This window comes from Vibrio sp. SCSIO 43155 (assembly GCF_023716605.1).
Classification (GTDB): domain Bacteria; phylum Pseudomonadota; class Gammaproteobacteria; order Enterobacterales; family Vibrionaceae; genus Vibrio; species Vibrio harveyi.
In genome coordinates, this window is the sequence record NZ_CP071852.1 from 1689201 (window position 1) to 1713251 (window position 24051).

The 24051-nt window shown below is 45.3% G+C and carries 22 protein-coding genes; 6 read left to right on the forward strand and 16 right to left on the reverse strand.

All coding sequences use genetic code 11. The features are described 5' to 3' along the window. Positions 1 to 55 precede the first annotated feature (55 nt). The 11 genes from J4N44_RS07565 to J4N44_RS07615 form a co-directional block, all read right to left on the reverse strand. Positions 56 to 1441, reverse strand: coding sequence for an O-antigen ligase family protein (locus J4N44_RS07565; RefSeq protein ID WP_252045042.1), 1386 nt, complete (start codon positions 1439 to 1441; stop codon positions 56 to 58). Continuing rightward, positions 1438 to 2859, reverse strand: a complete 1422-nt coding sequence (locus tag J4N44_RS07570) for a lipopolysaccharide biosynthesis protein (RefSeq protein ID WP_252045043.1) — start codon at positions 2857 to 2859, stop codon at positions 1438 to 1440. The genes J4N44_RS07565 and J4N44_RS07570 overlap by 4 nt, the downstream gene beginning before the upstream one ends. After that, positions 2852 to 4024, reverse strand: coding sequence for a glycosyltransferase family 4 protein (locus J4N44_RS07575; RefSeq protein ID WP_029788488.1), 1173 nt, complete (start codon positions 4022 to 4024; stop codon positions 2852 to 2854). Before J4N44_RS07575 ends, J4N44_RS07570 begins: the two co-directional genes overlap by 8 nt. A gap of 10 nt (positions 4025 to 4034) precedes the next feature. Further along, positions 4035 to 5219 (reverse strand): glycosyltransferase, encoded by a 1185-nt coding sequence (locus J4N44_RS07580; RefSeq protein ID WP_009699886.1) that lies wholly within the window; start codon positions 5217 to 5219, stop codon positions 4035 to 4037. A gap of 152 nt (positions 5220 to 5371) precedes the next feature. After that, complete coding sequence (locus tag J4N44_RS07585; protein ID WP_252045044.1) at positions 5372 to 6448, reverse strand: glycosyltransferase family 4 protein; 1077 nt, start codon at positions 6446 to 6448, stop codon at positions 5372 to 5374. Then, positions 6423 to 7982 (reverse strand): sigma-54-dependent transcriptional regulator, encoded by a 1560-nt coding sequence (locus J4N44_RS07590; protein WP_029788485.1) that lies wholly within the window; start codon positions 7980 to 7982, stop codon positions 6423 to 6425. The genes J4N44_RS07585 and J4N44_RS07590 overlap by 26 nt, the downstream gene beginning before the upstream one ends. A 213-nt stretch (positions 7983 to 8195) precedes the next feature. Next, positions 8196 to 8579, reverse strand: a complete 384-nt coding sequence (locus J4N44_RS07595) for an Hpt domain-containing protein (protein WP_005440949.1) — start codon at positions 8577 to 8579, stop codon at positions 8196 to 8198. Positions 8580 to 8591: 12 nt separating this feature from the next. Beyond that, positions 8592 to 9281 carry an AAA family ATPase gene (locus J4N44_RS07600; protein ID WP_045481186.1) on the reverse strand — a complete coding sequence of 230 codons (690 nt, stop codon included), beginning with the start codon at positions 9279 to 9281 and terminating at the stop codon, positions 8592 to 8594. Beyond that, on the reverse strand, positions 9281 to 11380 hold the full coding sequence (locus J4N44_RS07605; RefSeq protein ID WP_114322058.1) for an SLBB domain-containing protein: 2100 nt from the start codon (positions 11378 to 11380) through the stop codon (positions 9281 to 9283). Before J4N44_RS07605 ends, J4N44_RS07600 begins: the two co-directional genes overlap by 1 nt. Next, the gene (locus J4N44_RS07610; RefSeq protein WP_252045045.1) at positions 11377 to 12225 is read right to left on the reverse strand and encodes an OmpA family protein; all 849 of its coding nucleotides are present in this window, start codon (positions 12223 to 12225) and stop codon (positions 11377 to 11379) included. The genes J4N44_RS07605 and J4N44_RS07610 overlap by 4 nt, the downstream gene beginning before the upstream one ends. Positions 12226 to 12253: 28 nt before the next feature. Then, a complete protein-coding gene (locus J4N44_RS07615) occupies positions 12254 to 12574 on the reverse strand; it encodes an STAS domain-containing protein (RefSeq protein ID WP_009700743.1) in 321 nt (106 codons plus the stop codon). 317 nt (positions 12575 to 12891) lie between these two features. Between J4N44_RS07615 and J4N44_RS07620 the strand changes: the two genes are divergently transcribed. Then, on the forward strand, positions 12892 to 13734 hold the full coding sequence (locus J4N44_RS07620) for a DNA ligase (protein WP_045489269.1): 843 nt from the start codon (positions 12892 to 12894) through the stop codon (positions 13732 to 13734). 7 nt (positions 13735 to 13741) lie between these two features. Here the strand turns inward: J4N44_RS07620 and J4N44_RS07625 are convergent, their stop codons facing one another. Together J4N44_RS07625 and J4N44_RS07630 are read right to left on the reverse strand one after the other, a co-directional pair. Beyond that, complete coding sequence (locus J4N44_RS07625) at positions 13742 to 14758, reverse strand: DUF3080 domain-containing protein (protein ID WP_252045046.1); 1017 nt, start codon at positions 14756 to 14758, stop codon at positions 13742 to 13744. Positions 14759 to 14864: 106 nt separating this feature from the next. Beyond that, on the reverse strand, positions 14865 to 16235 hold the full coding sequence (locus J4N44_RS07630) for an MATE family efflux transporter (protein ID WP_005445850.1): 1371 nt from the start codon (positions 16233 to 16235) through the stop codon (positions 14865 to 14867). Between the two features lie 281 nt (positions 16236 to 16516). On the opposite strand from J4N44_RS07630, the gene J4N44_RS07635 reads away from it, so the two are divergent. Next, positions 16517 to 17128 (forward strand): riboflavin synthase, encoded by a 612-nt coding sequence (locus J4N44_RS07635; RefSeq protein WP_005445847.1) that lies wholly within the window; start codon positions 16517 to 16519, stop codon positions 17126 to 17128. A 114-nt stretch (positions 17129 to 17242) separates the two neighbouring features. On the opposite strand, the gene J4N44_RS07640 is transcribed toward J4N44_RS07635, so the two are convergent. Together J4N44_RS07640 and J4N44_RS07645 are read right to left on the reverse strand one after the other, a co-directional pair. Then, positions 17243 to 17437, reverse strand: coding sequence for a CPXCG motif-containing cysteine-rich protein (locus J4N44_RS07640; protein WP_005427574.1), 195 nt, complete (start codon positions 17435 to 17437; stop codon positions 17243 to 17245). Positions 17438 to 17689: 252 nt separating this feature from the next. After that, positions 17690 to 18556, reverse strand: a complete 867-nt coding sequence (locus J4N44_RS07645; protein WP_009697764.1) for a fructosamine kinase family protein — start codon at positions 18554 to 18556, stop codon at positions 17690 to 17692. A gap of 224 nt (positions 18557 to 18780) precedes the next feature. Here J4N44_RS07645 and J4N44_RS07650 point away from each other — a divergent pair, with 224 nt between their 5' ends. From J4N44_RS07650 to J4N44_RS07660, 3 genes are all read left to right on the forward strand, one after another. After that, positions 18781 to 19749, forward strand: a complete 969-nt coding sequence (locus J4N44_RS07650; RefSeq protein WP_009697765.1) for a response regulator — start codon at positions 18781 to 18783, stop codon at positions 19747 to 19749. After that, a complete protein-coding gene (locus J4N44_RS07655; protein ID WP_005445843.1) occupies positions 19749 to 20711 on the forward strand; it encodes a GGDEF domain-containing protein in 963 nt (320 codons plus the stop codon). Before J4N44_RS07650 ends, J4N44_RS07655 begins: the two co-directional genes overlap by 1 nt. Before the next feature lie 309 nt (positions 20712 to 21020). Next, positions 21021 to 21365 (forward strand): DUF3802 family protein, encoded by a 345-nt coding sequence (locus J4N44_RS07660; RefSeq protein WP_005445842.1) that lies wholly within the window; start codon positions 21021 to 21023, stop codon positions 21363 to 21365. Between the two features lie 33 nt (positions 21366 to 21398). Here J4N44_RS07660 and J4N44_RS07665 read toward each other — a convergent pair whose 3' ends face one another. Then, positions 21399 to 21887: an NlpC/P60 family protein gene (locus J4N44_RS07665; protein ID WP_045489279.1), complete on the reverse strand. Its 489-nt coding sequence runs from the start codon at positions 21885 to 21887 to the stop codon at positions 21399 to 21401. Between the two features lie 141 nt (positions 21888 to 22028). Between J4N44_RS07665 and J4N44_RS07670 the strand changes: the two genes are divergently transcribed. Further along, positions 22029 to 24047 (forward strand): methyl-accepting chemotaxis protein, encoded by a 2019-nt coding sequence (locus tag J4N44_RS07670; RefSeq protein ID WP_252045047.1) that lies wholly within the window; start codon positions 22029 to 22031, stop codon positions 24045 to 24047. The last annotated feature ends 4 nt before the right edge of the window (positions 24048 to 24051 follow it).

Sequence of the window (24051 nt, forward strand, 5' to 3'; positions counted from 1 at the left end):
AGACGTATCACGATGCGTGCCAAAGACTTAAAATTATCTAAAACAAGGGGTTAGGTTATTTCTTAATTTGAGAAGGTGACGGTTTCTCATTTTGACAATCAGTTTGAACGATGCGATTTATCACTATGGTTAGTGCCGCAAGTATGTAAATCGGCCAAGTGAAACCTTGAGTGAGGAATGTCCCCGAGACTATGGTGCCGATAAGTCCGCTTAATACGGCGTTTGCACCTACAGATAAGGTGAAGTGCGACTTCTCAGTCAGAAGTGAGATTGAACCTAATGACGTTTTGACCAGAGAGACAATCAGAGTAATGAAAACCGCTAAACCAACAAAGCCGGTTTCAGCCAGTACACCAAACCAAGTACTGTGCACCGCGTGGTTAATGCCATCCCAATGCGGGCTGTAGAAGAAGTAGTTGTAGTAGAAGTTCTCTAAACCAACGCCGGTTATCGGATTGTCGAGTGCCATTTTGAAAGCTGCTTCCCAGGCGTACAAACGTCCCATTGCCGAGGCATCAATACCGGCTTCTGCAGCGCCGCCCGATGCTCGCCCAGAGATCCCAGCAACAGCGTAAAGAATCAAAGCCGCGACTAAGCCTAGGAAGACAACCAATGCCTTGCTCTTGATGTGTTTGAACGCGAAATACGCGAAGACTGAAAGCGCTCCCAATAAACCACCGCGGCTTTGTGTCTCAAGGATCGACATAAACAAGATGATACAAGTGAGCAGCGCAAAACCTCGCAGCCACATGGACGACCGTTTCTCGACCAATTGGCTCACCGTAAAGGCGAGGGGGAACATCAAAACCAGCGCCAAGTCATTGGGGTCGCCTAATACCGAGCCGAACGAACGACCAATCGACACACGCGTTCCTTCAACAATATCAATGCCGTTAGTGGCGTTATAAAGTGCAACAAGTCCGACCAACAACCCAGCAACGATAATCGCTTTTGACATTTGTGCGAGTTGTTTGGGGGTGGTGATAAGCCAAGTGATCGCCAGTGTCATCACAATGATCTTCCAGTACGTATTCTTGAACACCGTAATCGCGATGTCGCGTGCTGAGGCGAACACAATACCGATGATGACTAACGCCCAGAAGATGAACAGCCACTTTAAAGAAGGGTGCCAGAAGACCGATAGCTGACGACTGATTAACAGATGAAAAGATAACGCGCCAAGTGCGCCTAAAGACAACAACAATGGGATTTTGAAGTTGTAGATAACGGGAAACGCTTCGTGTATTCGAAAGAAAGAGAAGATGATGAACAGAGTCACCAGCCAAAAGGTTTGGTTGAGGACAAACAAGATGGCAAGCGGAGCAAAACAAATTGCGACAATTAAAATTGGATGCGGCATCACTAACCACGCTAAAGCGATGACCACAGTAACGGTTGTCGCAGCGATGATTTGGGTTGGTCTCACATCCGTGGCATTCATAACGTCACTCTTTTCGCTTCCGTTCTTAATCTCATCACAAGATTGCTACGTGTTTCCTTAGACATGTATCGGAAGGCGGTACCAGCAAACAGTGTGCATGTCAGAATGCAAATCACAATCGCACTTCCGATGGATTGAGTAGAGTAAAGCAGGAACAGTGCCACTCCTGAGATGATTTGTAATGCGACCATCAAACTTAGGTGGAAAGGAAGGTACATGCACTGTTGTCCAATCACGAACGTCATCGCCAGTTTGGCTAGTTGCGCGTAGTAAAGCGCGATGAATACGCCATAAATACCAAGAGAAGAAAGCGCAAATAGAAGAGTAATTGCGACGCCTGCGGCAACAACGTTGGTTCCCAGCAACCAACGAGTGCGACGTTTATATAGAATCGCGATGTTCAGTAGCTCGCTCCATTCTTTGATCATGGCGATTGGCAGAAGGAACAATGTGTAAAGCGCGGCTTCTTGATACGTTTCTGGTAAAAACTGGCTGATCATAATGAAGGCAAGGGTCGCGACTAGGACCGTGAGTGCAGCAATATAAATCATGCCGAAGTGAGAAATTCTTACAGCTTCTTTACCACGATTACGCTCTAGATAGGCGAAGCGACGTGGCATCCACCACATACCGAATGGTTGAACCAAAATACACATGCCAATGGCAAACTTCACCGCAATCGCGTAAACACCAAGTGTTGCTAGTGAAGCGTTCGCACCAATGAACCAACGCTCGGCACCGTTCAAGCAAAAAGCGACCAGCGCAGACATCATGACAGGGATGCAGTAATGCAGATGTTGCTTTGCGATCGCCATGTCAGGCATGACAACTCTGTATTTATTGATAATGTGTAGCCAGGTAAATTGGATAACGGCAGCCAGTAGACCACCAAGCAAGACAGAAATGACGTGTGGGTGAATCATCAAAGCGGCGACAATAAATACAACTTGAAGAACGGTGGTGGTCACCATCACGCTTAGCAGTGTTTTCGCTTTATCATCTTGCATGCGTAGCCAAGCAGTACCGATACCAATCGCGCCTTCCAAGATAATTGCTAACATCAGCACGATGAATTCAAATTGAGAAAACGGACTAGGAATCGGGGCAACTAGAATCGCAAACAATAAAACCAAACCAATCGCCACTGCGATCCAAACAGAAAGCGAGTAAATTTGGTTGAGCATGGTCACTTTCTTCTCGCCGTCTTTCTCTACACCAACAAAGCGGTACAGTGCTTCGTGCATTGCCATGCTGGCAAGTAGGGCAGTCACAACACCAAAAGAGGTCAGTAACTCAAGTTTGCCCATTTGCTCTGGCGAGAGAAACTGAGGAAGCACTGGCAGCATAATTAAGCTGATGCTTTTGTTGATCACCAACGCAATAGCGAACAGTGACATATTGGTCATGGCTTTAGACATGGTCATATCCTTTGACGTTGTCGCGCTTCTTTGCACTGTCTTGAGCTTTATTGGTCGGGTCAGTACAAAGCTGTTGGGTAATATCGAAGTAACAACGTTCTGCGGTGTATAAACTCGCAACGTTTAGTGCTTCCATCCCCATGGTGACTTTTAGCCAAGGTGCTTCGTTTAAAAGTCGAATGGCATTGTGAAGAGAAGCGGCGTCTTTCGGTGTGTACTTGATGCAGTTCTTTCCATGGGTTAACACTCGATCCCAATAGCTGTCGTCATGTGGAATCACGACACACATACCAGCGGCTAACGCCTCTAAAATTGATAACCCAAACGGTTCGTTCTCACTGGTCGACACAAACACACCACACTGTGCTCGTAGCTCGTCAAGGTTGTCTGGTGATTCGTGCCATTCAACGTTTGCTTGAGTGAAATCTGGCTTTGAACATTCAACGCCTTCAATGTTAGGTTTGATGTAACAGATGGTCGCGTTTAGGTTCGCTGATTCATCCAACTTCATCGCGTCGAGCAACAGGTCAACATTCTTCCATTTCAAGAGGCTGGCAGCCCAGAACACTCGATTAGAAATCGGGTTCGCTTGCTTTGGTGCGCGTTCTGAAGACAAGCCGTTCACAAACGAAGAGGTGTTTAAGGTTGTCCAAAAGCGTTCTACCGCCGGTTTTGGCATTTTTAAATAGGCAGCAAGCGCATCAATCATGGAAGCACGAGTGTTCGATAAATAATGAATCGCAGACGCTTTTACTAAGCAGTAGCCAGATGAGCGAGACACGCCGACTGGACCATGCACCATTTGCACGATAGGTTTGCGATTGAACAGACGAAGCAGGTACAAAGGCATGTCGTTGTTTGGTGAAGACAAACCCATAAACCAGTCGAGTTTGGGTAGTTTGAACGTGACCAAAATCAGTTGCACCAGGTAAAAACAGTTCATCAACCAATAAGCGATACCATGATGAGACGTGATTGGAGAACGCTTGATTTTCAATACCTGTACGCGAGGGTTTGAGCTGAATGTGGCAGTCCAGTGTTCTGGATTTGTCGTCGCGACATAGCTAATCACATCACGTTGGTCACACTGTTTAATCAACTCAGCGTTGGCAATTTTCGAGCCGCCTTGCATTGGGATGGCGTCAAACATCAATACACGTTTCATGGTGAGCTCCTTAGTTGATGTTTAACCAGCGCGAAATTGGTTTCATGCAGTGGCTGACAGGCATGGGTGTCAGTTCTTTCTGCGTCAGTTCATCGCGGTAAATATCTTCAATCGCTTTGACTGAGGCAGAAACCGTCAGGTGCTGATTCGCGTGTTGATGCGCATTCTCGGCTAGCTTATTTCGTAGCGGCGCATCTTGAATCATCTGCTGAATCGCATTTAACAGACTCGCCATACCGTGATTGGCGAACAATAGGGCACTGTGGTTGTGCTCAAACAATTCCGGGATACCACCTGTTTTTGGTGCGATGATTGGTAGCTTTGCTAGTGCCGCCTCACCAAGAACAAGACCAAATGCCTCTTCGTAAGCTCCACTGATGAAGGCATCTACATTACCTTTCATCCAGTCTCCGGCGTTGTGTTGTTCCCCAACAAAATGCACACGATCCTCCACACCCAAATCAACGGCTAGCTGCTTCAATGCGATACGTTCTTCACCATCACCAACAATCACCAAATGTGGATTATGTTGATGGTAATTGTGCATACGCATGGCTTGGATTAAGCGGTCAAAGCCTTTGCGTTTAATGAGAGAGCCAACCGAAATAAAGGTGAACGCTTGGTGAGGAATACCCAGACGATCTTTGACATCGATAGGTGCATCGTGACTCTCCAACGACACGCCGTTATGAACGACATGAAGATGTTCTTCTGGGTAGCCATCTTTGAGAATCTCGTGACCCACATCTTTACTCACGCAAATCAATTTTGGAGAAAGGTGCAGACCCAATGAGAAGCGGTCACGCAAGGTGTAGTGGCAGTGAAGTTGCGTTACCAAAGGGATGTGATTCATACGAGCAGCTAGGCACATCCACTGACATGGACCTCCACTGTTTACGTGGACAAGGTCGATGTTGTGTTTTTCGATCAACGCTGTGCCTTGTTTGATCAAATCGTTCCAACTGCTAATGTCCCAGCGAGGCGTGTTCCAACCTCCAACAAGGCTGAAGTTCGAATGTTCCGCTTCGATGCCTAAGGAGTGGCATCTCTTAATCAAAGGTTCGCAGTTTGACCAGACAATTGGTTGGTACTGGTCGCGGTCAATATTAGTGATGAGGTCAAGCAGTACGACTTCGCTGCCGCGAATCCAGTTATCACCATAATGAACGTAAAGAATGCGTTTTGGAGTAGTCATAGTCGTTACCTCGGTTAGCCAATCTGTTTGGATTAGCTATTGCAACCGAGATGCCAAAATATGCTATTGATTTAAGTGTATGTTTTTGAATGGGAAATTCAGTGGGGGCGAAGATTAGATACGAAACTTCTCAATTTGAGAATGGATATGCATCAAGTGTGATTCTCAATTTGGTAGCGTTCAATCAGAATAGGAATGATGCTGCGAGAGGAATAGTGCGCTTTGATGGTCTCAATCGCTTTGTGGCGCATTGGGTATTGTTCGCTATGACTCATTTCCAACCAGTTATTGATCTTGTCGGTTAGCGCCGGAATATCGTGGGTGAGGAATCCATTTTGACCATCTTGGATCAAATCAGGAAGGCGACCAACGTCAAGGCTTATCACAACGATTCCACGAGCCATCGCCTCTAACGCCGCCATTGGCAAGCCCTCATAGCGCGATGAAATGACGAGGACGCTGATATTACGCCAAACGGCATCCATGTCACTTTGATGACCGTGAAATATCACGTTAGCAGGTGCGCTTTCTACGAGCCTCGATTTTTCTGGGCCGTCACCATAAATAGAGAACTCAATATCAGGAATTTGACGGGCAATATCAATGAAGCGGTCTGCGCCTTTCTCATGGCTTAGACGACCAACAAATGCGATTTCTTTGTAGCGACAATGCTGTTCGGGAATCGTGACAAAGTTATTGAGCAATTCTGATTGAGTAGGGAGCTTGTCTTGAATGGTCTGACTCACAGCGAAGCTGTGATCAGAGAGTCGTGCGGTATATCGATCGAGCCAGTCATACGCCCAAACTTTGCCCGTTGGTGTTTCACCGGCGTGGTAGGTGGAGACTAAACGGGGAAAAGTACGAGTGAATAGCTTTGCGCTTCTGGCTAACAGTGCCGCTTTGTATCCATGGGTGTGAATAACGCTGGGTTGATGCTCAGCCACCGCGCCAGTGATCTGTTTGACTGGAATGGTTTTCGACCGTTCTGACTTTGGGCACAGGTGCCACAAATAACTCACTGGGATTTGAGCTTGGTTTAATTTGCCGATAAGTGGTGCTGGAGGATCGTATTCCACCACCAACACAACTCGTGCGTTAACATGAAAGGACTGCAACCCTGTGGCGAGTTCGACTACATGGCTTTCAATACCACCGTAAATACGGCTATCCAGCAGAATCCAAACTTCGCCGACAACTGGGATCTCAAGATTGTTCGAGATTAGCTTCATCCGCTTCCCACGCTTGTTTTTTGCGATACACAGTGGAAGGGCTAAGCTCCAACATCACCGCCGCGTTAAGCACGTTACCATCACAATACGCAATGGCGTTTTGAATCGCCTCTCGCTCAACTTTCCACATTGGACGAATGGTGCCATCGGAATTGAAGTAAGGTGATGACACTTGCGCCGCAGGGCTTGCTGGAGGCGCTTCGTTCGTAACCATAGTTGAGGAGAACTCTGGTTGCACGGATGTTTCTACAGGCGCACTTTCTAATGGTTGTGCTTGCATTGGCGTTGCAGCGGTGACTGGATTTACGTTGGCTACTTGAGCACTTTCAACATGAGGTGGGGTGACAGTGCGAGCTTTTGACGGTTTGCGAGTCAGTTGAGCGGGTAGGTGTGCGAGCGTCACTTTGTCATCGTCATTCAACACGACAATGTTGCGAATGATGTTTTGCAACTGACGCACATTGCCTGGCCAGTCGTAGTGCTTAATCACATGTTGGGCTTCGCTATCGATATTGCGGAACTTCTTCTTATCCTGCTTCGCGTATGTGGTTAAGAAATGCTTAGCTAGCGTGACAATGTCACTACCACGTTCACGAAGTGGCGGCATATCGATTGGCACAACATGCACACGATAATACAAGTCTTCGCGGAAACGACCTTCTTCCACTTCGGTCAATGGATCTCGGTTGGTTGCACAGATAATCCGAACATCCACCTTCATCTCTTTGGTGCCACCGAGCGGGGTGTAGGTTCCTGTTTGCAGAAAACGCAGTAACTTTTTCTGCATTTCTAATTCCATCTCGCACAATTCGTCGAGGAACAGGGTTCCGCCGTGGGCTAGCGTTGCGGCACCTTTACGGTCTGTGGTTGCACCGGTAAATGCGCCTTTAACGTGACCGAAAATTTCACTTTCCATCAAATCGCGAGGGATAGCACCACAGTTAATCGCAATGAAAGGTTTGTCTCTGCGATCGCTTTGTCTGTGAATGGCTTCTGCACACACTTCTTTACCCGTACCACTTTCACCAACGATAAACACGCTTGCAGAGGTTGGAGCAACCGCGTCAATGGTTTTATACACAGCTTGCATCGGTAGGCTAGAGCCAATAAAACCGTGGTAGTTGTGGCGATCGAAGGTCGATTGAATGTTCTCGACGAGATTTTCTAACTTCGCTCGTTTTAAGTGAAGAGCGACTGAGGTTTTTAAACGGTCTGCATTGATGGGTTTCTCTAGGAAATCTTCCGCACCTTTCTGAATCAGATTGACCGCGAGATCTACGCTGCCGTGCGCCGTTGCGATGATGACAGAGGACGGGATCTCGTTTTCATTAATCCAGTCCAACACGTCTTCACCCGACATGTCCGGAAGCTTTAGGTCGAGAATGATAAGTTGCGGTTTGCTGCGTTCAATGAATTGAATCGCCTCACGTCCCGTTTCTACGTGGAAGATGTCGTAAGGCTCATCCTTGACGTACTGCTTATAAAGTATGGCTAGTGAAGTAGAGTCTTCTACCAGTAACACCCTTGGTCTCATAATCCTTTCCCAACTTTCTTCAATTCGTTGTTTTAGTGCGTTAAGTCGGCTTGAGGTTCATGCTGTCGTGATGAGTTTGTTTTTCTTGCCTCAAGCTGATGGCTTCTTTTCGATTCTCATTTTGAGAATCTTTCTATTTAAGTATTAGCACACGCTGTGAGGATTGCAGAAAATTCTTTATTTTTTAGCTAATTAAATCCCTGAAATTTGTTGTTAGTCTTCAAACCCTTGCTCTTTTCTTTGGTTTAGCGCGGTAAAAGACTGTTCTGCCAGTTCTGGTAAGGATTGGCAAAGTTCAAAAGCTTGTTTTGTATCACCTTCAACACAGTATTTCTCGATGGTGCGAGCGTGACGCGATAGAGTGCGATTCCCCAAGGCAAGTGCAGAGCTACCAAGCGTGTGGACTTCAAACTCCATCGCTTCTTTGTCTTGGCTGTTGAGTGCCTGTTGGATCTTTTCGACGCGCTCACGAGATTCCTCAATATAGTGCTCGATTAAGGTAGGCATGATTTCCGCACAGGTGTCTTTGATCATTTGCTGAAGAATCAACTCATCGACCAATTCTTGCTCTAACGTTACATCAGTTTGAGTATTCATAGTGCGCGCTCCCTATAAGGTAAATAATTCGCTGTTCTTTATTTGCTTCGATATTTTCGCTTTCAGCTTCTCTGGCAAAAAGCGCAGTTTTTTCACCTGACGAATCAGTTCGTCTTTTAGACCTGCGTTGTGCTTCATGTTCAGCACAGCGCCTAGCAGATTGGCATTGCTGGTTTCTAATAGCTTTTTAGCTTGGTCGATTTGGCTCGTAGTCGTTGAGCCGTAACTGGCAACCAGTACACAAGTATCACAAACGCCTGCAACGACTTGGGCAGGAATGTTGCTGCGGTTCATGCTCAGCAGCGGTGAAGTGTCAATTACCACTCGGTCGTATTGCTCAAGCCACTTATCGACCGCCTTTCGCAACATGGTTGGATCGCGATAGGCGAGTTGTGTGCTCGCAAGGGAAGGGACGGTCAACCCAACCAGCGTCTGGTGGTCTTCCTCACGAGAGATCAATTGTCCGACTTCTTCCGGTTCTTCTTCAAAAGCATGAACCGTGCTGTAAGCGGGCTTGAACAGGTTCAAGTCGACATAAAGTGTTTTATGACCTGCAAGAATCAAGCGTTCTGCCAGTGCGGAAGCAACAGACGTAACCCCATCTTCAGACTGACAAGCCACGACACTAATTGACTTGTAGCCCTTGAGTTCACTTTGAAGATAGATTTGCTCAATCTCAGCATGTGTTGCAGGAATAGTCATTACAGCGCTCCTATTAACACTATGGTGGTGGTGATTTGTAGCAAGTCACGTAAACCAGCACGGGCTTTTTCGGCAAAACTTTCGTCTTTGTGCGGCACGTAAATCGTATCACCGGCACGAATCACAGGTAGGTCGTAAATGTTGGCGGTTTTGCTGAATTCAACCAAGTTAAACACGCGTGCCTGACCTTGGCAGCAAGACATGTTAACCACACTGATCTTCTCAACGTAAGCGCTGTCACTCGGTCCACCAGCTTCAGCAAGCAGGTCAAGAATGGTCATGTTGTCATTGAAAACATAGCGACCCGGTGCATGTACTTCACCCAGTACACGAACTGTGGATTCTTTAGAGCGATCAAGCCAGTTCTTGTCTTTCTCTGGAATGTAGATGGTATCGCCAGGACGTACATCTGGCAGAATCGATTCATCGCCAGTTTCAAAGTAAAGCGACAGGTTAAGTTTGCTTACTTTTGCATACCCCAAGCCACGATGCGTCACTCGGATGTTATGAATGTCGGCATCTTTGGTAGGGCCGTCAGCCGCAGACAAGATATCTAGGAAATGCATCTCTTTGGTAAAGCGGTAACGACCCGGCGCATTGATCTGACCGAACACATAAATTGATGCATCAGAGCTTTGGCTGACCCACTGTGATTTGTTGTCTGATGGATCGTCTGGTAACGCATGAACACGAACCACTGTGCCTGCTGATACACTTGGTAGCTTAGAATGTGGCGAGCCTTGTAGGATGTATTTATCCAAATCAAACTTGGTCACTTTACCGTTGTTGGAGATTTCGATCTTACTGGTGTCCGCACGGCGAGTAGGACCGCCCACATGAGCAATCAAATCGATCAAGTCCATTTCGTCTGACCATTCGATACGACCCGGGCGAACGACTTCACCCATTACAGCGACTGCACGACTTGGTGCAACCTTCAACCATGACTTTTCATTCATGTCGGTTTTTTCAGGGACGAAGATAGCGTCACCCGGTCCAACCGTCGGTACTTTTTGCTTAGATAGCCCTTCGGTGTGAGCGGTTAAGTCGAAATTGATGACACCACCATCCGCTTTGATAACGCGGATTTGGCGAGATTCTGCAAAACGTGTTGGACCACCTGCGTTGGCAAGAATGTCCATGAAGCTCGCACCTTTCTTACCTTCGTAGGCACCAGGGTGAGCCACTTCACCCATTACATAAACCACGTTTGCGCCAGCTTTAATCTCTTCTTCCTGCTTTGGCACAAAGATGGTTGCACCCGGAAGGATCTCTGGCAGCAAGCTCTGGTCGCCTGTATCTAGGTAGCGCTTAAGGTTAAACATAATCGGTGTGTTGTTGGTGATAACGCGGATTTGTTCCACACTAGCGTAACGAGTCACACCGCCAGCGCGCATAACCACATCGACAAGTGTCGTGTTGGGTTTGTAGGTAAATGAGCCCGGTGCGTTTACTTCACCAAACACTTTGATTGCGCGAGCAGAATCGGCACTGTCGCCTGAGTTTGCTAGTTTCGCTGCATCGAATTCTTGTTCAATATTACCCACCAACGGTGAAGCAGGGACGAAAAGAACGTCCAATGATTCTAGAGTTGGAAGCTTTGAATCGTCACCGGTATCAAGAAAGCGTTTGTAGTCGAACTCAATGTTCTTGTTACCACGCTTTACGATGATTTTATCAAGCTGAGCACCAGCACGTAGACCGCCAGCTTCGTACAGGAACATTTGAATATTGGAGCCAGATGGAAGCGTATATTCACCCGGCTTAACCACGTAACCCTGTACTGAAATCAAAAGTTGTTGTTGTTTGATGAACACACGTGCGTTGCTTACATCGCGGAATACAGTTTTAAGGTTGTCGGTAATGACGTTCTGAAGCTGAGTCTCGTTGTAACCCGCAACAAAAACTGGACCGATTTCTGGCAGATTGATGCGACCACGTTTATCAACTTGAAAACCTTTATTCAGAGATGCTTCACCGGGCAGGTTGATTTGTACCAAGTCGCCGACTTTAACCACGTCATCTTCCGCTGCCCAAGCTGTATTTATGGTGATTAAGCACAGCATCAGTAGGGTGGTAATGACTTTGAGGATTCTCATAGTGTGCCTCCCATTTCTGCGCTTGTGTCTGAATTAGCATTCAGTACTTCGATGCTCACACGGCGATTAGTCAAACGAACCGCTGGTGTTTGCCCTTCGTAAAGAGGCAGTGTTTCGCCCACAGATTTGGTTTGCACACGGTCAGAGGTGATGCCGAATACATTCAAGTAACGCTTAACTTGCTCTGCTCGGTCTTGAGCCAATTTTTGGTTGTATTCCGGTGTGCCTGTTGCGTCTGCATGCCCGGTCACGACTAGCGACAAAGATGGATGGTCACGAAGGATATAAGCCGCCTCAGCAAGATGTCCCATGTATTTTGGGTTGATCTCCGCAGAGTCGACAGCGAATTGGTTGTCTACATTCAGAAGGTCATAGATGTCTGCAACGATGTTTAGGTCACTGCGCAATGCCTCGATGTCTTGCGGTGGTTTACACGTAGTTTGCGACAATACGTAATCGAGCTGTTGCTCAAGTTGGTTTAGGCGTCGGCGTTGAATCACGATGTCGTTGGCTACATCAAGAAGTAGTCCACCTTCCAACTCACGAGCGATACGGTTTTGTTTCTCGAGTGCCTGCACTACTGCAGCAGGAAAACACCAGCGTGCGCCTTCTTGAATCAAAGCATCCAAGTGCAGTTTGGTTAGTTGCCAATCGAAACGTAAACCGTGCTCAGGGCCAAGAGGTTCGTCGGGCATCACTGGTGAAAACTGATAATTCTCAATTGAAATATCTTGGTAGCTTTCAGCCATGCCACCCTTTCCATGATCAGGGTAGTTAAACGTTGAGCACCCAAACATGCCGACAACGAGACTACAAAACACACTTTGTCGTAAAAGATTCACCATGCCAACCTCCGTATTAACCGGTATTTTTTTAATGACCTTTTGAATTGACCGGGATAGCGTGATTGATGCGTAACAGGCTCATGATCTCCAATGGCTGTCCTGATGCGTTTTCAATAATCATGCTACGCTCACGTTCAACTAGGCGCTTATATAGATAAACAATGGCACCAATCCCTGAAGAATCAAGAAATTGGACGTGTTGCAGATTGATTTCTACTTCCTTGTGATCATCACTGTGAATCACCTCATCAATTTGATGTTGTGCTTGACGGCAGCCTTTTGCATCTAGGTCACCAAAAAATTCGATGGTTAGCGTGTTTGGGGTAGTTTCAAGTTTACGTAGTTCCATGATGCTTTCTCCATTTATTCGATTTCCTGAATTGGGTAGAGCAGGGAACGTGCCAAAGAAAAAAACCTTTAATTACAGTATATTAAATATAATAAAAACGATGTTTCATATTGAGAATCTGATTTTTCTCAATATGAGAATCAAAAAAGTGAACTGTTTTCAGGGTTTATAAATGCAAATTCGGTCTGATCTTTATGTGTTTAGTTGCAATTGTTTGCTTATGGGTATTGCATTGGATCGTAGAACTTTAAATGTGAGGTAGGTATTTAATGGGAGGTACGGTTCAATAGAGGTGCTTTTTTATATAAGGTTCCCGCATGCCATTAAGAATGACATTGATTGCCCTCGCTGTAATAGCTTCCGCCCAGCCTCATGCTGATCCAAATTTACAACCACCTGTTTCACTCGCTGATTCGTACCAAGATGGAATTGATGTTTCCCAATATTGGTATAGTGAAAAGCTTGACGGCATTCGTGCTTATTGGACGGGACAACATTTAGTGACACGAAATGGAAATCGCATTTACGCGCCAGATTGGTTTACTGGTGTCTTACCAGAATATCCCTTAGATGGCGAGTTATGGGCCGGGCGGGGCAACTTCCACCTTGTTCAACAAACCGTGTTAGATAAAACCCCAATTGAAAGTGCATGGCAACGTATCGACTTTATGTTGTTTGATATGCCTTATTCGGCGGGTGACTACAGGAAACGTTACTACAACATTCAAGATTTGGTATTTGCCATCGACGTACCTCATATTAAGTATGTTGAGCATCGTGCGATTCAAGATGAGAAACATTTGTTCGAACAACTTGACCAAATTTCGCAATCTGATGGTGAAGGTGTGATGTTGAGAAAGGTATCAAGCCGTTATCAGGCGGGAAGAGGCAGTGATTTACTCAAGCTTAAACGCTTTGAGGATGCAGAAGCGACGGTCATCGGTTATAAGCCAGGAACAGGGCGATTGTTAGGTATGATGGGGGCGGTACTGGTAAGGTTAGCTGACGGCACAGAGTTTTACATTGGCAGCGGTTTTACTGATGACGTGAGGAAATCCCCGCCAAGAATTGGGGCAACGATTACTTTCCGATACAACGGTTATACGCATAACGGTAAGCCAAGATTCGCGCGATTCTTAAGAGAGCGAGTGCCTCATTGATGATGCTCTATTGGCTTCCAACTTGAACACCACATCTTTTGAACAAACTTTTCCAGAATTGCACGTGATCCATGGTCTGAAGTCTGAACTGCTCATGTGCATTTTCAATTCCGTAACTTGCACCGTGCGCCGCCATTCTCTGTTCGACTAAGTTGATTCCACCATCAAGTTGCTGATAGGTACTATCGACAAACGCCATGTATGGTTGAACTTCGGCGATATAAATGGACTGAAAGACGTTCCTCAAATAACGAAATTGCGTGGTATCACGATTCGCACCACAAATAATTTTGTTTTGGTTTGCTTTAAGCATTTGCGTGGTTTGTTCTAGCCACTGGGTCGCATCAATGAGTGTGTAATAGAGTCGACCAACAAGGCGTGTTTTTTCAATCTCTTCTTGATAATTCACTATGGTTACGTCGGGTAAGCGCGAAAGGGTGCGATAAGGTGTTTGATACATCTCGTCCAGCACAAGGAAAGCGTCTCGCACATGGGCAACTTGGTCTTTACTGCCCAACGGTAACCATTCAGAGCCAGTAAGTTGTTTGCGCATCGCATCGCTGGTAAGCATCATATTGTCGAGGTGTATTGTTAGATGATGCCATTTCTGATCGTACAAGCCGTTAAGCTTTGCACTTTCTTCATCACTTAGAGGGTAATCACTCAAACAGCCATTCAACGTTCTAAGCAAACTCGTTTGGTAATCGAAGTCATAAAAAGCATCTTGGACCTTACCCAGTTGCGAGTTCTTTTCTGCGAGCAAGTTAAACAGACCACATTGGCGTAATTGGTAGCTTTCTAGCAAACCAAGTGATAGGCGGGGGAGCTCTTGGAATAGCTCTCTTTTATCAGGAATGGTAACGGCAGGAGAGGCTTCTAGTTGAGATTCTGATACATCTAACACATTCGCCAGGCGTTGATTGTATTTTTCGAATACAGCTTTCTCTGGGTTAAACCATTCGTTACACCCACCGAGTAAGGTTGTCGTTAGCAAAAGCACCGTAGCAACAAGTGAACTTCTCACAGCATTTCCTTTTTAATCACTCAGATAAGTATACTTTGTGACACGCGGGAGAGATCAAAAAAGCCAGCGAGTGCTGGCTTTAATGTTTGGGGCGTTGAAGTCCGAATTATTGCTGAGAGAAGTTCAGTTGTACTTCTGGATCTTGGCGGTGCATCCAACGTAGACGAATACCTAATAGGAACGCCGCTGAAGAAAGACCAATGATAAAGCCTAACCAGAAGCCTTGAGCTCCCATTGGTTCCACAATCCAATCTGTACGTCCGAGCACATAGCCGATTGGCAAACCAAGCAACCAGTATGCGATAAAGGTACGATTGAAGATAGCACGCATGTCTTTGTAGCCGCGCAGAGCACCGGCCGCTATCACTTGCACCGCATCTGTACATTGGTAGATTGCTGCAAACAGCAATAGCACCATCGCCAATTCAATTACCTCTGGGTTATTGGTGTAAAGCAGGGCAATTTGTTCACGGAAGATGACAGTTAGAATCGCTGTCATCATAGCAAGCGCAAGACCCACCATGACACCTACGCGAGACGCAACACGAGCACCATCGACGTTTTCTTCACCCAAACGGTGACCAACGCGAATACTTACTGCAGCACCCACGCTCATTGGTAACATAAATACCAGCGAAGAGAAGTTAATTGCGACTTGGTGTGCGGCAACAATGATCGAACCTAGTGGCGAGACCAAAAGTGCAACCACAGCAAACAGGGTAACTTCAAAGAATAACGCCGCAGCAACCGGAAAACCCAGTTTGAACAAGCGAATCTGTGCTTTTAGTTGAGGCTTGTGGAACTCACCAAACAGGTTGATGCTTTTTAGTCGAGCAGACGTCGTCACGTATAGAAGCAGCAAGCCAAACATAACCCAGTACACAATTGCCGTAGCAACACCACAGCCCACGCCGCCAAGTGCCGGCGCTCCGAATTTACCGTAAACGAAAATCCAGTTCAGTGGGATATTCAGCATCAAGCCAATAAAACCAATCACCATCGCTGGCTTGGTCAGAGACATACCGTCAGTAAAGCTACGCAAGGTTTGGAACAACAAGAATGCAGGTACAGCGAAGATCACGGCATGAATGTAACCCACCGTCTTTTCTGTCATAGCGGCTTCAACGTCCATAAACCCAAGAATGAACTGCGTTTGGAATAGTACGCCGATAATAGGAATACTGATAAGCAACGCAAGGACAATGCCTTGTTGGATCTCAAATGGGATTTTAACGCGTCGACCAGAGCCGTTCAGCTGAGCGACTACTGGTACAAGCGCCATTAATAAGCCCACACCAAACAGAATTGATGGAAGCCAAATACTTGCTGCCACAGATACCGCCGCCATGTCGGTCGCGCTGACGCCACCAGCCATTACGGTATCCACAAAGCCCATGCCTGTTTGCGCGACAGAAGCGATCAACACAGGGGTTGCTAATTTGATAAGACTCGATGCTTCTTCTTTATAGCGATGCACGAAATACTCCAGAGCGGAACAATATGTTGTAAAAGAAATTATTTGAAAAGATAGAGAGCGCTTGAGGACAAAAGACGTGATGAACTGATCTGATGGTTGATTTTAGTCACTATAAGGTGAAAAAATGCCTCGAAGGAACTCCGCGCAGATGATAAACAATTGTATGATCAGATACCATACCCACAAGATGTGGATTTTTGGTTAATTGATAGACGATTATAAAAATCATCTGCGGACGTTTGTCTTGGCTATCAGTCGCTTCTAAAAAATAGGTAAAAAGTATGTTTACAGGAATCGTTCAGGGTACGGCTAAAGTCGTTCATATCGACAAGAAAGATCGTTTTCAAACTCACGTTGTTGAACTTGAAGGCGCGCTAAGTGAAGGTCTTGAAATTGGTGCCTCTGTTGCGCACAACGGTTGTTGCCTTACAGTAACGAAAATTGAAGGATCGCAAATCAGCTTTGACCTAATGCAAGCGACGCTAGCGCTGACCAACCTTGGCGAATTGACAGCAGGCGATAGTGTGAATATTGAGCGCGCTGCTAAGTTTGGTGATGAGATCGGCGGTCATAGCATGTCAGGGCACATTAGCTTAATGGCAGAAATCGCTGAAGTGATTGATACACCAAACAACCGCACGATTTGGTTTACGCTACCACAAGAATCAATGAAATACGTACTTGCGAAAGGGTACATTGGTTTAGACGGATGTTCGCTCACGATTGGTGAAGTCGAAGATAATCGTTTCTCCGTTCATTTAATTCCAGAAACGTTAGAGAGAACCCTATTCGGGCGTCGCCAAGTCGGTGAAAAGATCAACGTAGAATTTGACCCACAAACACAAGCGATTGTTGATACGGTCGAGCGTGTATTAGCAGCGAAGCAGCTTTAAGTCTGTAAGAAATAGCGAGCTTGGTTTATCGAGGTAGTCAAAATAAACGGACATAAATAACAAAGGAGCACTTGCGGCTCCTTTTCATATTTCTATTGGGGGGGATTTGCGTAATTACTCGTAATTGTCGTCAATGAACAATTCAACTTTCTGCTGCAATTCATCAACTTTCATGTTGAGATGAATAGCATGACAACAAGCCGGACAGTCATCATAGAACTCTTGGTTACCGTTACTTGCATCGAGGGTGATGCCGATTGAGTGCCCACAATGGGGACATTTCACATGTCTTTCAGTGTAATTTTGCATACATAAACTCCTAGTATTGCAGGGCTTTTAATACTTTGTTGTTTAGAAAATACAGCCCTTAGTTACTCGCTTGCCTCTTAGGGTTAGAGATACAACGTAAGCCGAGTTACTTAGAATATTAGGCGCTATGGTTGCTAATTGAGTCGAAATAAGTACAAAAGTTGACCCCAAACCCAACGTTGGACTTGAGGTCATTATCTAGGGTGATATGCGTCGAAAATTTACACTCAGTAATGATCTTTCCCTTCCAAATCAATAGGAAATTATCTTCTTAATTATCGATTGCGCTTGCTCAAGGTAATGCCCGCCGAATAGGTTGCAATGATTCAAGATGTGATAAAGATTGTAAATGTCTTTGCGTTCTTGATAGCCGATTGGAAGTGGCGCAACTGATTCATATCCTTGATAAAATTCAGGTTGAAAACCGCCAAACAGCTCGGTCATCGCAAGGTCACATTCTCGATCTCCCCAATAACAAGAAGGGTCATAACAAATAGGGCCCGCGGGTGTGAGCGCCACATTGCCATTCCATAGATCACCATGCAGTAGGGAAGGTTGTGGGGAGTGATTAGCGAGAAGCTGTTTCACGACGTCAATAAAGTCATCGATGTCTACCAGGGAAACGCCTTTCTCTTTAAGCAGTTGCAACTGCCACCCGATGCGTTGCTCCGCGAAAAATACTGACCACTTTTTATGCCATTGGTTTGGCTGAAGTGTAGAACCTATGTAGTTGTCTGTATCGAAGCCAAATTCTTTCTGTTCACCCCATAAATGCAGGCGCGCTAATTGTTCACCAAATTTAAAGCTGTTATCGCTATCTTCAAGCGTTTTAGTGGGAAGGAAATTGAGGATGATAAAACTGTGCGTTTTGGTTTTACCGACCAAAACGACTTCTGGGACAAATAGAGTAGAGGTTTCGCGCAATAGGTGAAGGCTTTCTGCTTCTACTTCAAAATTGGCTAAGAAATCCCGATCATTAACTTTGACGAAATAGCGCTGCTCTCCGTCATTGATCATATAGCTTTCACTGATGTCTCCACCGGAAAGTTTCACCTTCTCGGTGATCTGATATTCGAACATCAAGGTATCAGAAAGCTGTTGCGATATTGCTTGCCACATACAAAACCTCGCTTATCTATTTGACCAACAATAGTTTAGGATAAACGGCGGAACATTGACGCGCAGTTAAGCAAACTTCGACAATAATTCTTCCGCATATAGTAGAAAATGTTTATAAGTGTGAATCACGTCGCCTATAACCCTATGATTTATCGGCTTAACATATGGAGCTAAAACAGCACAGCTAGTATTATTATTTTTTTGACTTTAGTTCCATTGGTGGCATGAAAATACTGATTTGTGATGACTCGGCGGTCGCACGAAAGTTGATTACCCGATCCATCGTACAAGATACATCATTACACCTACTCGAAGCCCAAGATGGTCACGAGGCATTGAAAATCCTAGCGGAACAAAATATTGACGTTTTGTTCCTCGATTTGACCATGCCAGTCATGGATGGCTTCGAAGTACTAGAGTCCCTGCCTGTTAGTCAATACCAAACCAAAATTGTCATCATTTCGGGTGATGTTCAACAAGAGGCTAAACAACGCTGCTTAGATCTTGGGGCGATGGATTTCATTGCTAAACCATTATCCGAAGAACAGGTTATTCCTCTCTATGAAACGCTCGGTCTTCATTATGCCGTCAGTGCTCACACTGAAATTGAACCTCAACATACGTTAGAAGTTACGCCGTTAGCAAAGTTCCGTGAAGTTGCCAATATTGCATTAGGTAAGGGCGCTGCAATTATGGCGGACCATCTACGTGAGTTTATTCAATTGCCGGTCCCTCACGTTGGTCCATTGTCTTACGGTGAATTACATATGACGCTGGTGGATGTGATTGGGCGAGACAGCTCAGTTGCGGTGGCACAAAGGTTCGTAGGGGGAGGTATACACGGAGAGGCGTTGGTTTGCCTGCGTGGTAAAGATATCAACCAAATCGGCGAACGACTCGGATACTTACTTGAATTCACGCCACACAACGAAATCATCCTTAATGTGTCGAACTTACTGGTGTCTTCATTCCTAACTTCTCTTGGGAGCCAGTTAGACAAGCAGTTTTCGTTACGCCAACCAGGAATCATCGAGAACATTACCCCTTACAGCGAAGAGAAAAACGAATCTGGTGAACTCTTTACCATTGAATACACCTACATGGCAGAATCACTCGATTTTGAGTGCGAAGTTCTGTTTTTGATAGATAAATCATCCGTAGACATCATCTATGACATCATGGAGCTAATCTAATGTCCGAAATCACGCTGGACATAGCAGACTTTCACTGGGTTACCCAAATTCTGGATACCATGGACTCTGGGCTTATTGTCCTCGACCAAGACTATAAAGTCTGCGTTTGGAACAGCTTTATGCAGTCGTACAGTGGTATTTTGTCGCAAAACATTCTTGGAGAGTGTTTATTTGACCATTTTGAAGATCTTCCGAGAAGGTGGTTAGAGACAAAACTCAAGACATCAGCAGATTTAGAAACACGTTCATTTTCTAGCTGGGAAAACCGACCATACCTTTTCAAGTTCAACAACTTTTCTCCGGTTTCTAACAGCAGCAACTTGATGTTCCAAGACATTGTGATTACGCCATTGCGCTCGTTGTCAGGTGAAATTAGCCATATTGCAATTCAGATTAATGATGTTTCAGAAACGGCGCGTAACCGTATCCATTTGAGAGAAACTAACCAACACTTATCGGAAATCAGCCGTAAAGATGGTCTCACCGGTCTATTTAATCGGGCTTTTTGGGAACAATCTCTGAAGGACGAATTTGCGCAACTTAAAGTGATTGAAGGGGCGAGCTCGTTAGTGATCTTTGATATCGACCATTTTAAAAAGGTCAACGATACCTATGGACACCACACGGGAGACGAAGTGATTCGTCGTACCTCAAGCTTGTTACGTAAAACGGCGCGTAGCAGCGATGTATGTGGTCGTTTTGGTGGTGAAGAGTTTACGGTTTTGCTGCCACACACCAATCAAGAGCAAGCTTGTTACTTTGCAGAACGTTTAAGAAAGCGAATTGAACAAGAAATCGTGAAAGTTGAAGACTTTTTGATTAACTACACGATCAGTATCGGCGTTTGCGAGTATAAATCGTATTTCGAAAGCCACACACAATGGCTTAAGAGTGCCGATGCTGCGTTATATCGCGCTAAAGAAAATGGTCGAAACCAAACTTGTAGTCATGAAGACGACTAGGGGATACTAGGGATTGTTGAACTTTTGTAGTTAAATTTTATTCGAGATAAAGGCGTTTTAATCGCGACGAGAGGCTTGTCGCCTAGTCATTTTAAGTAAATGCCTCTGCCTTGTATAAATAACTCACAAACTGCTGAAAGCATCAGCTCGAAAGGTGAACAGTACCGAACTCAATTGGTTGAAAACCATCCAGTTAGTGCGTCAACTCTCATTAATATGAAATAAGTTAATGAAATTTTCTCGGCATGTCTTACTATTGAAACTATTTCGCTTTCAGCTTCGAAGGCTTGCATTAAACGGAGAAAAACAGTGGTTGTAGAAACCGATGGATATCTCGCTCTAATTGAGCACTTGTCACTTAACTTAGATATTTTCACGTCTGAAATCGGTGACACAGGATCAGAAAGCATTGAAGATGTTGTGACTGACATGGTTGCATCGAACATCATGGCGATATTCGAGCAAAACCCAGAGTTGCATTCAAGCGTGCGTTTTAAGTTGCTAAAAGAGGCAGATGCGGTCGTTGAAGATTTGGGTGAAGTACTTGCGGGTGTATGGTCAAAGAAAGCGACAAATGAGCAGATTGCCTTTTTGGATGAGTACATCGCATTAGTTAAAAACCTGTTTGATACCGCGGTAGCGACCTACGACTGATTCTCTTCTTGCGTCATTCAAATTCAAGAAGAGTTACATTGTAACTCTTCTTACTTGCCAAAATTTCGATGCCCAATATGGGTTGTCGATTCTCGAAATGATCACGCCTTTTGAAGTAGAAGCGTGCATGAACTGTTTGTTCCCAAGATAAATGCCCACGTGGTATGTGCTTCGTTTGGTTTTGAAAAATACCAAATCACCTTGTTGGGCGTCCGACCAACTCATTTCTACACCTTGTTTAGACTGTTGGCGGGTAGTACGCGGCAGCGACATTTTGTATGCCTCAACAAACGCTTTTTGAACAAAAGCCGAACAGTCGATGCCTGACTTTTTAGTTCCACCTAGTCGATAAGGCGTGCCTTCCCACTCATTATAGAATTGGTACAAATCCTGATTGTCGGACAACAGCTGATTGACGGGCAGGGAGGCGTTGACTTGTGTTTCTGGATCTGGACCTGACGAGCACGCACTGAGTAGCACACTGATTATTAAAGGAAAAAATAAATGACGAACCTTGCTCACTGGTCATCTCCATGACTTAAAACTGAAATATTAGCGTCATAATCAACACCTAGTATGGGCTGAAAATCACGTTTTTGTCTCACTTATGTGACGAAAAAGCGGACACGTTGATTCAAACTCAGGAAAGAACATCCATTGATTATGACAAAGCGCAAACGTTTACGCCTTTCTTTTTCACTGATTCAAACTATCAGTGCAACATTTCTAACTATCATCGCACTTGTTATAGCCCTTTCTGTCTCAAGTTTCAAAGGAGTGGAGCAGGTGGGTGACCAATTTAATGCCTTGTCTCAAAAAGCGTTACCAATGGCAATGGCAAACGCGACACTCACAAGGAACGTGTTGGAACAGGTGAAACTGCTTAATTATGGAATGCAAATAACCGATCCTAATGAACTTCCTTTGATTACATCTCAAATCGAAGAACTGGCAAGTCAAAGCGACGACCTAATCGAGCAAACGTCCGGCGTTGCTGATCATCTCTCCAGTATGCTCCAAGGAAATGTCGCAGAATTCCATCAAATCACCAACTCCATTTTATCCAAACAGTCTGCGGTGATTCAGATGCAAAGTGACATTAACTCGGCTGTTGGCGGGTTTCGTTACGGTCTTAGTTCGATTGGACCTGAGATGAACCGCATCAGTTCATTTCTTAGTAACGAAAATCCTGAATCGAGTGATGCAGCAAATCGTTTTATCGCCTCTGCAAGTTCAATGGAAAGCACTTTCTTGGTCATGATGATGCAAACTGAGCTAGGAAAAGCGGAGCGAGAATACAAGGAGATGCGCAATCGCATCGCTGGCATCAATCTCGCTTTTGATGATTTCAAAGAATGGCATCCAGAAGTTAACGAGTTTGCTAGCCTCATTGCGCCTTATGAAATGGTACAGGCGGGCTTCAAGGACGATGGTGTACTCCGTTTAATATTGGCAAAGTTGGAAAGGAGTGAGCAGCAAAAAGCTGAGTTTCAACGTGCCTCTCAGCTTTCAAATGAAACCATGTATTTACTCGATCAAGTGTCTGATGCGGCCTCCGCTTTGATCAAAGAACGTGAAACCGTGGTCCAGAAAACAATTAAAAACGTTATTTTTATGGTGGTTACTGCCGCTGGTGTTATCTCTCTGGTCATCCTCGCAACGTGGTTTGGGCTAAGAACGTGGATTAATCGAGGTCTTAGAAATATTCTGAATCGCTTGTCGGCATTAACAGAGCATGACTTTCGCGACAAAGCTCAAGAGGTAGGTCCGTTTGAACTCAAAGAAGTCGCACGCAAGCTCAATCTTGTCATCGCCTCAACGCACGACTCTATTTCTACCGTGACTCGTAATTGCGATATCTTGTACCAAACTGCAGAAATCAGCCACGGTGCTGCTGAGCAAACAAATCAAAGCTTAACCACGCAAAATGAAGCGTTAATGAGCATGGTGACGACGATCACTCAGTTAGAAGCGTCGATTCGGGAGATTGCATCGGTCACTAATGCTTCGTCTGAAGATTCGTATTTAGCGACGGAGCATACAGTGAAAGGAGTGAGTGTTGTGGAACAAAATCGCCTGCGTTTGGAATCACTAGAGAGCTCTCTCAACACAAACGAACAATCTATGATGGAGCTCGATCTGCGCGTAAAACAAATTCGTGAAATGGTTGACATGATCAGTGGCATTGCTGACAACACTAATTTACTTGCGTTGAACGCAGCGATTGAAGCAGCGCGTGCAGGAGAGCAAGGAAGAGGCTTTGCGGTCGTTGCCGATGAGGTTCGTAAGCTCGCCAGTGATACCTCGCAGCAAACCACCAATATTCGTGAAATGATGAATGAGTTAGTTATCGCAGCGGATCGTTCTCGGAAGGCTGTGAATGATTCACGTGAGGAAATGTCTTCTGCGTTGCAGTCAAGTCATCAAGTGAAATCTACCTTTACTGAAATTAATGAAGCGGTTCAGCTTATCCAGCAACGTGTCGACCAAATTTCTGTTGCGACAGAAGAGCAAGAACGCGCTACCGCTGAAGTTTCTCAAGCTATCTCACACCTTTCTGAGCAAGGTGAACATACCAAACTTCAGTTGGAAGCCATGGTTGAGAGCTCGGAACAAGTCGCAGACATCGCAGGGCATCAACAAACGATGCTGCATAAATACGAACTGCTTAAAGTGAGTTGATCCA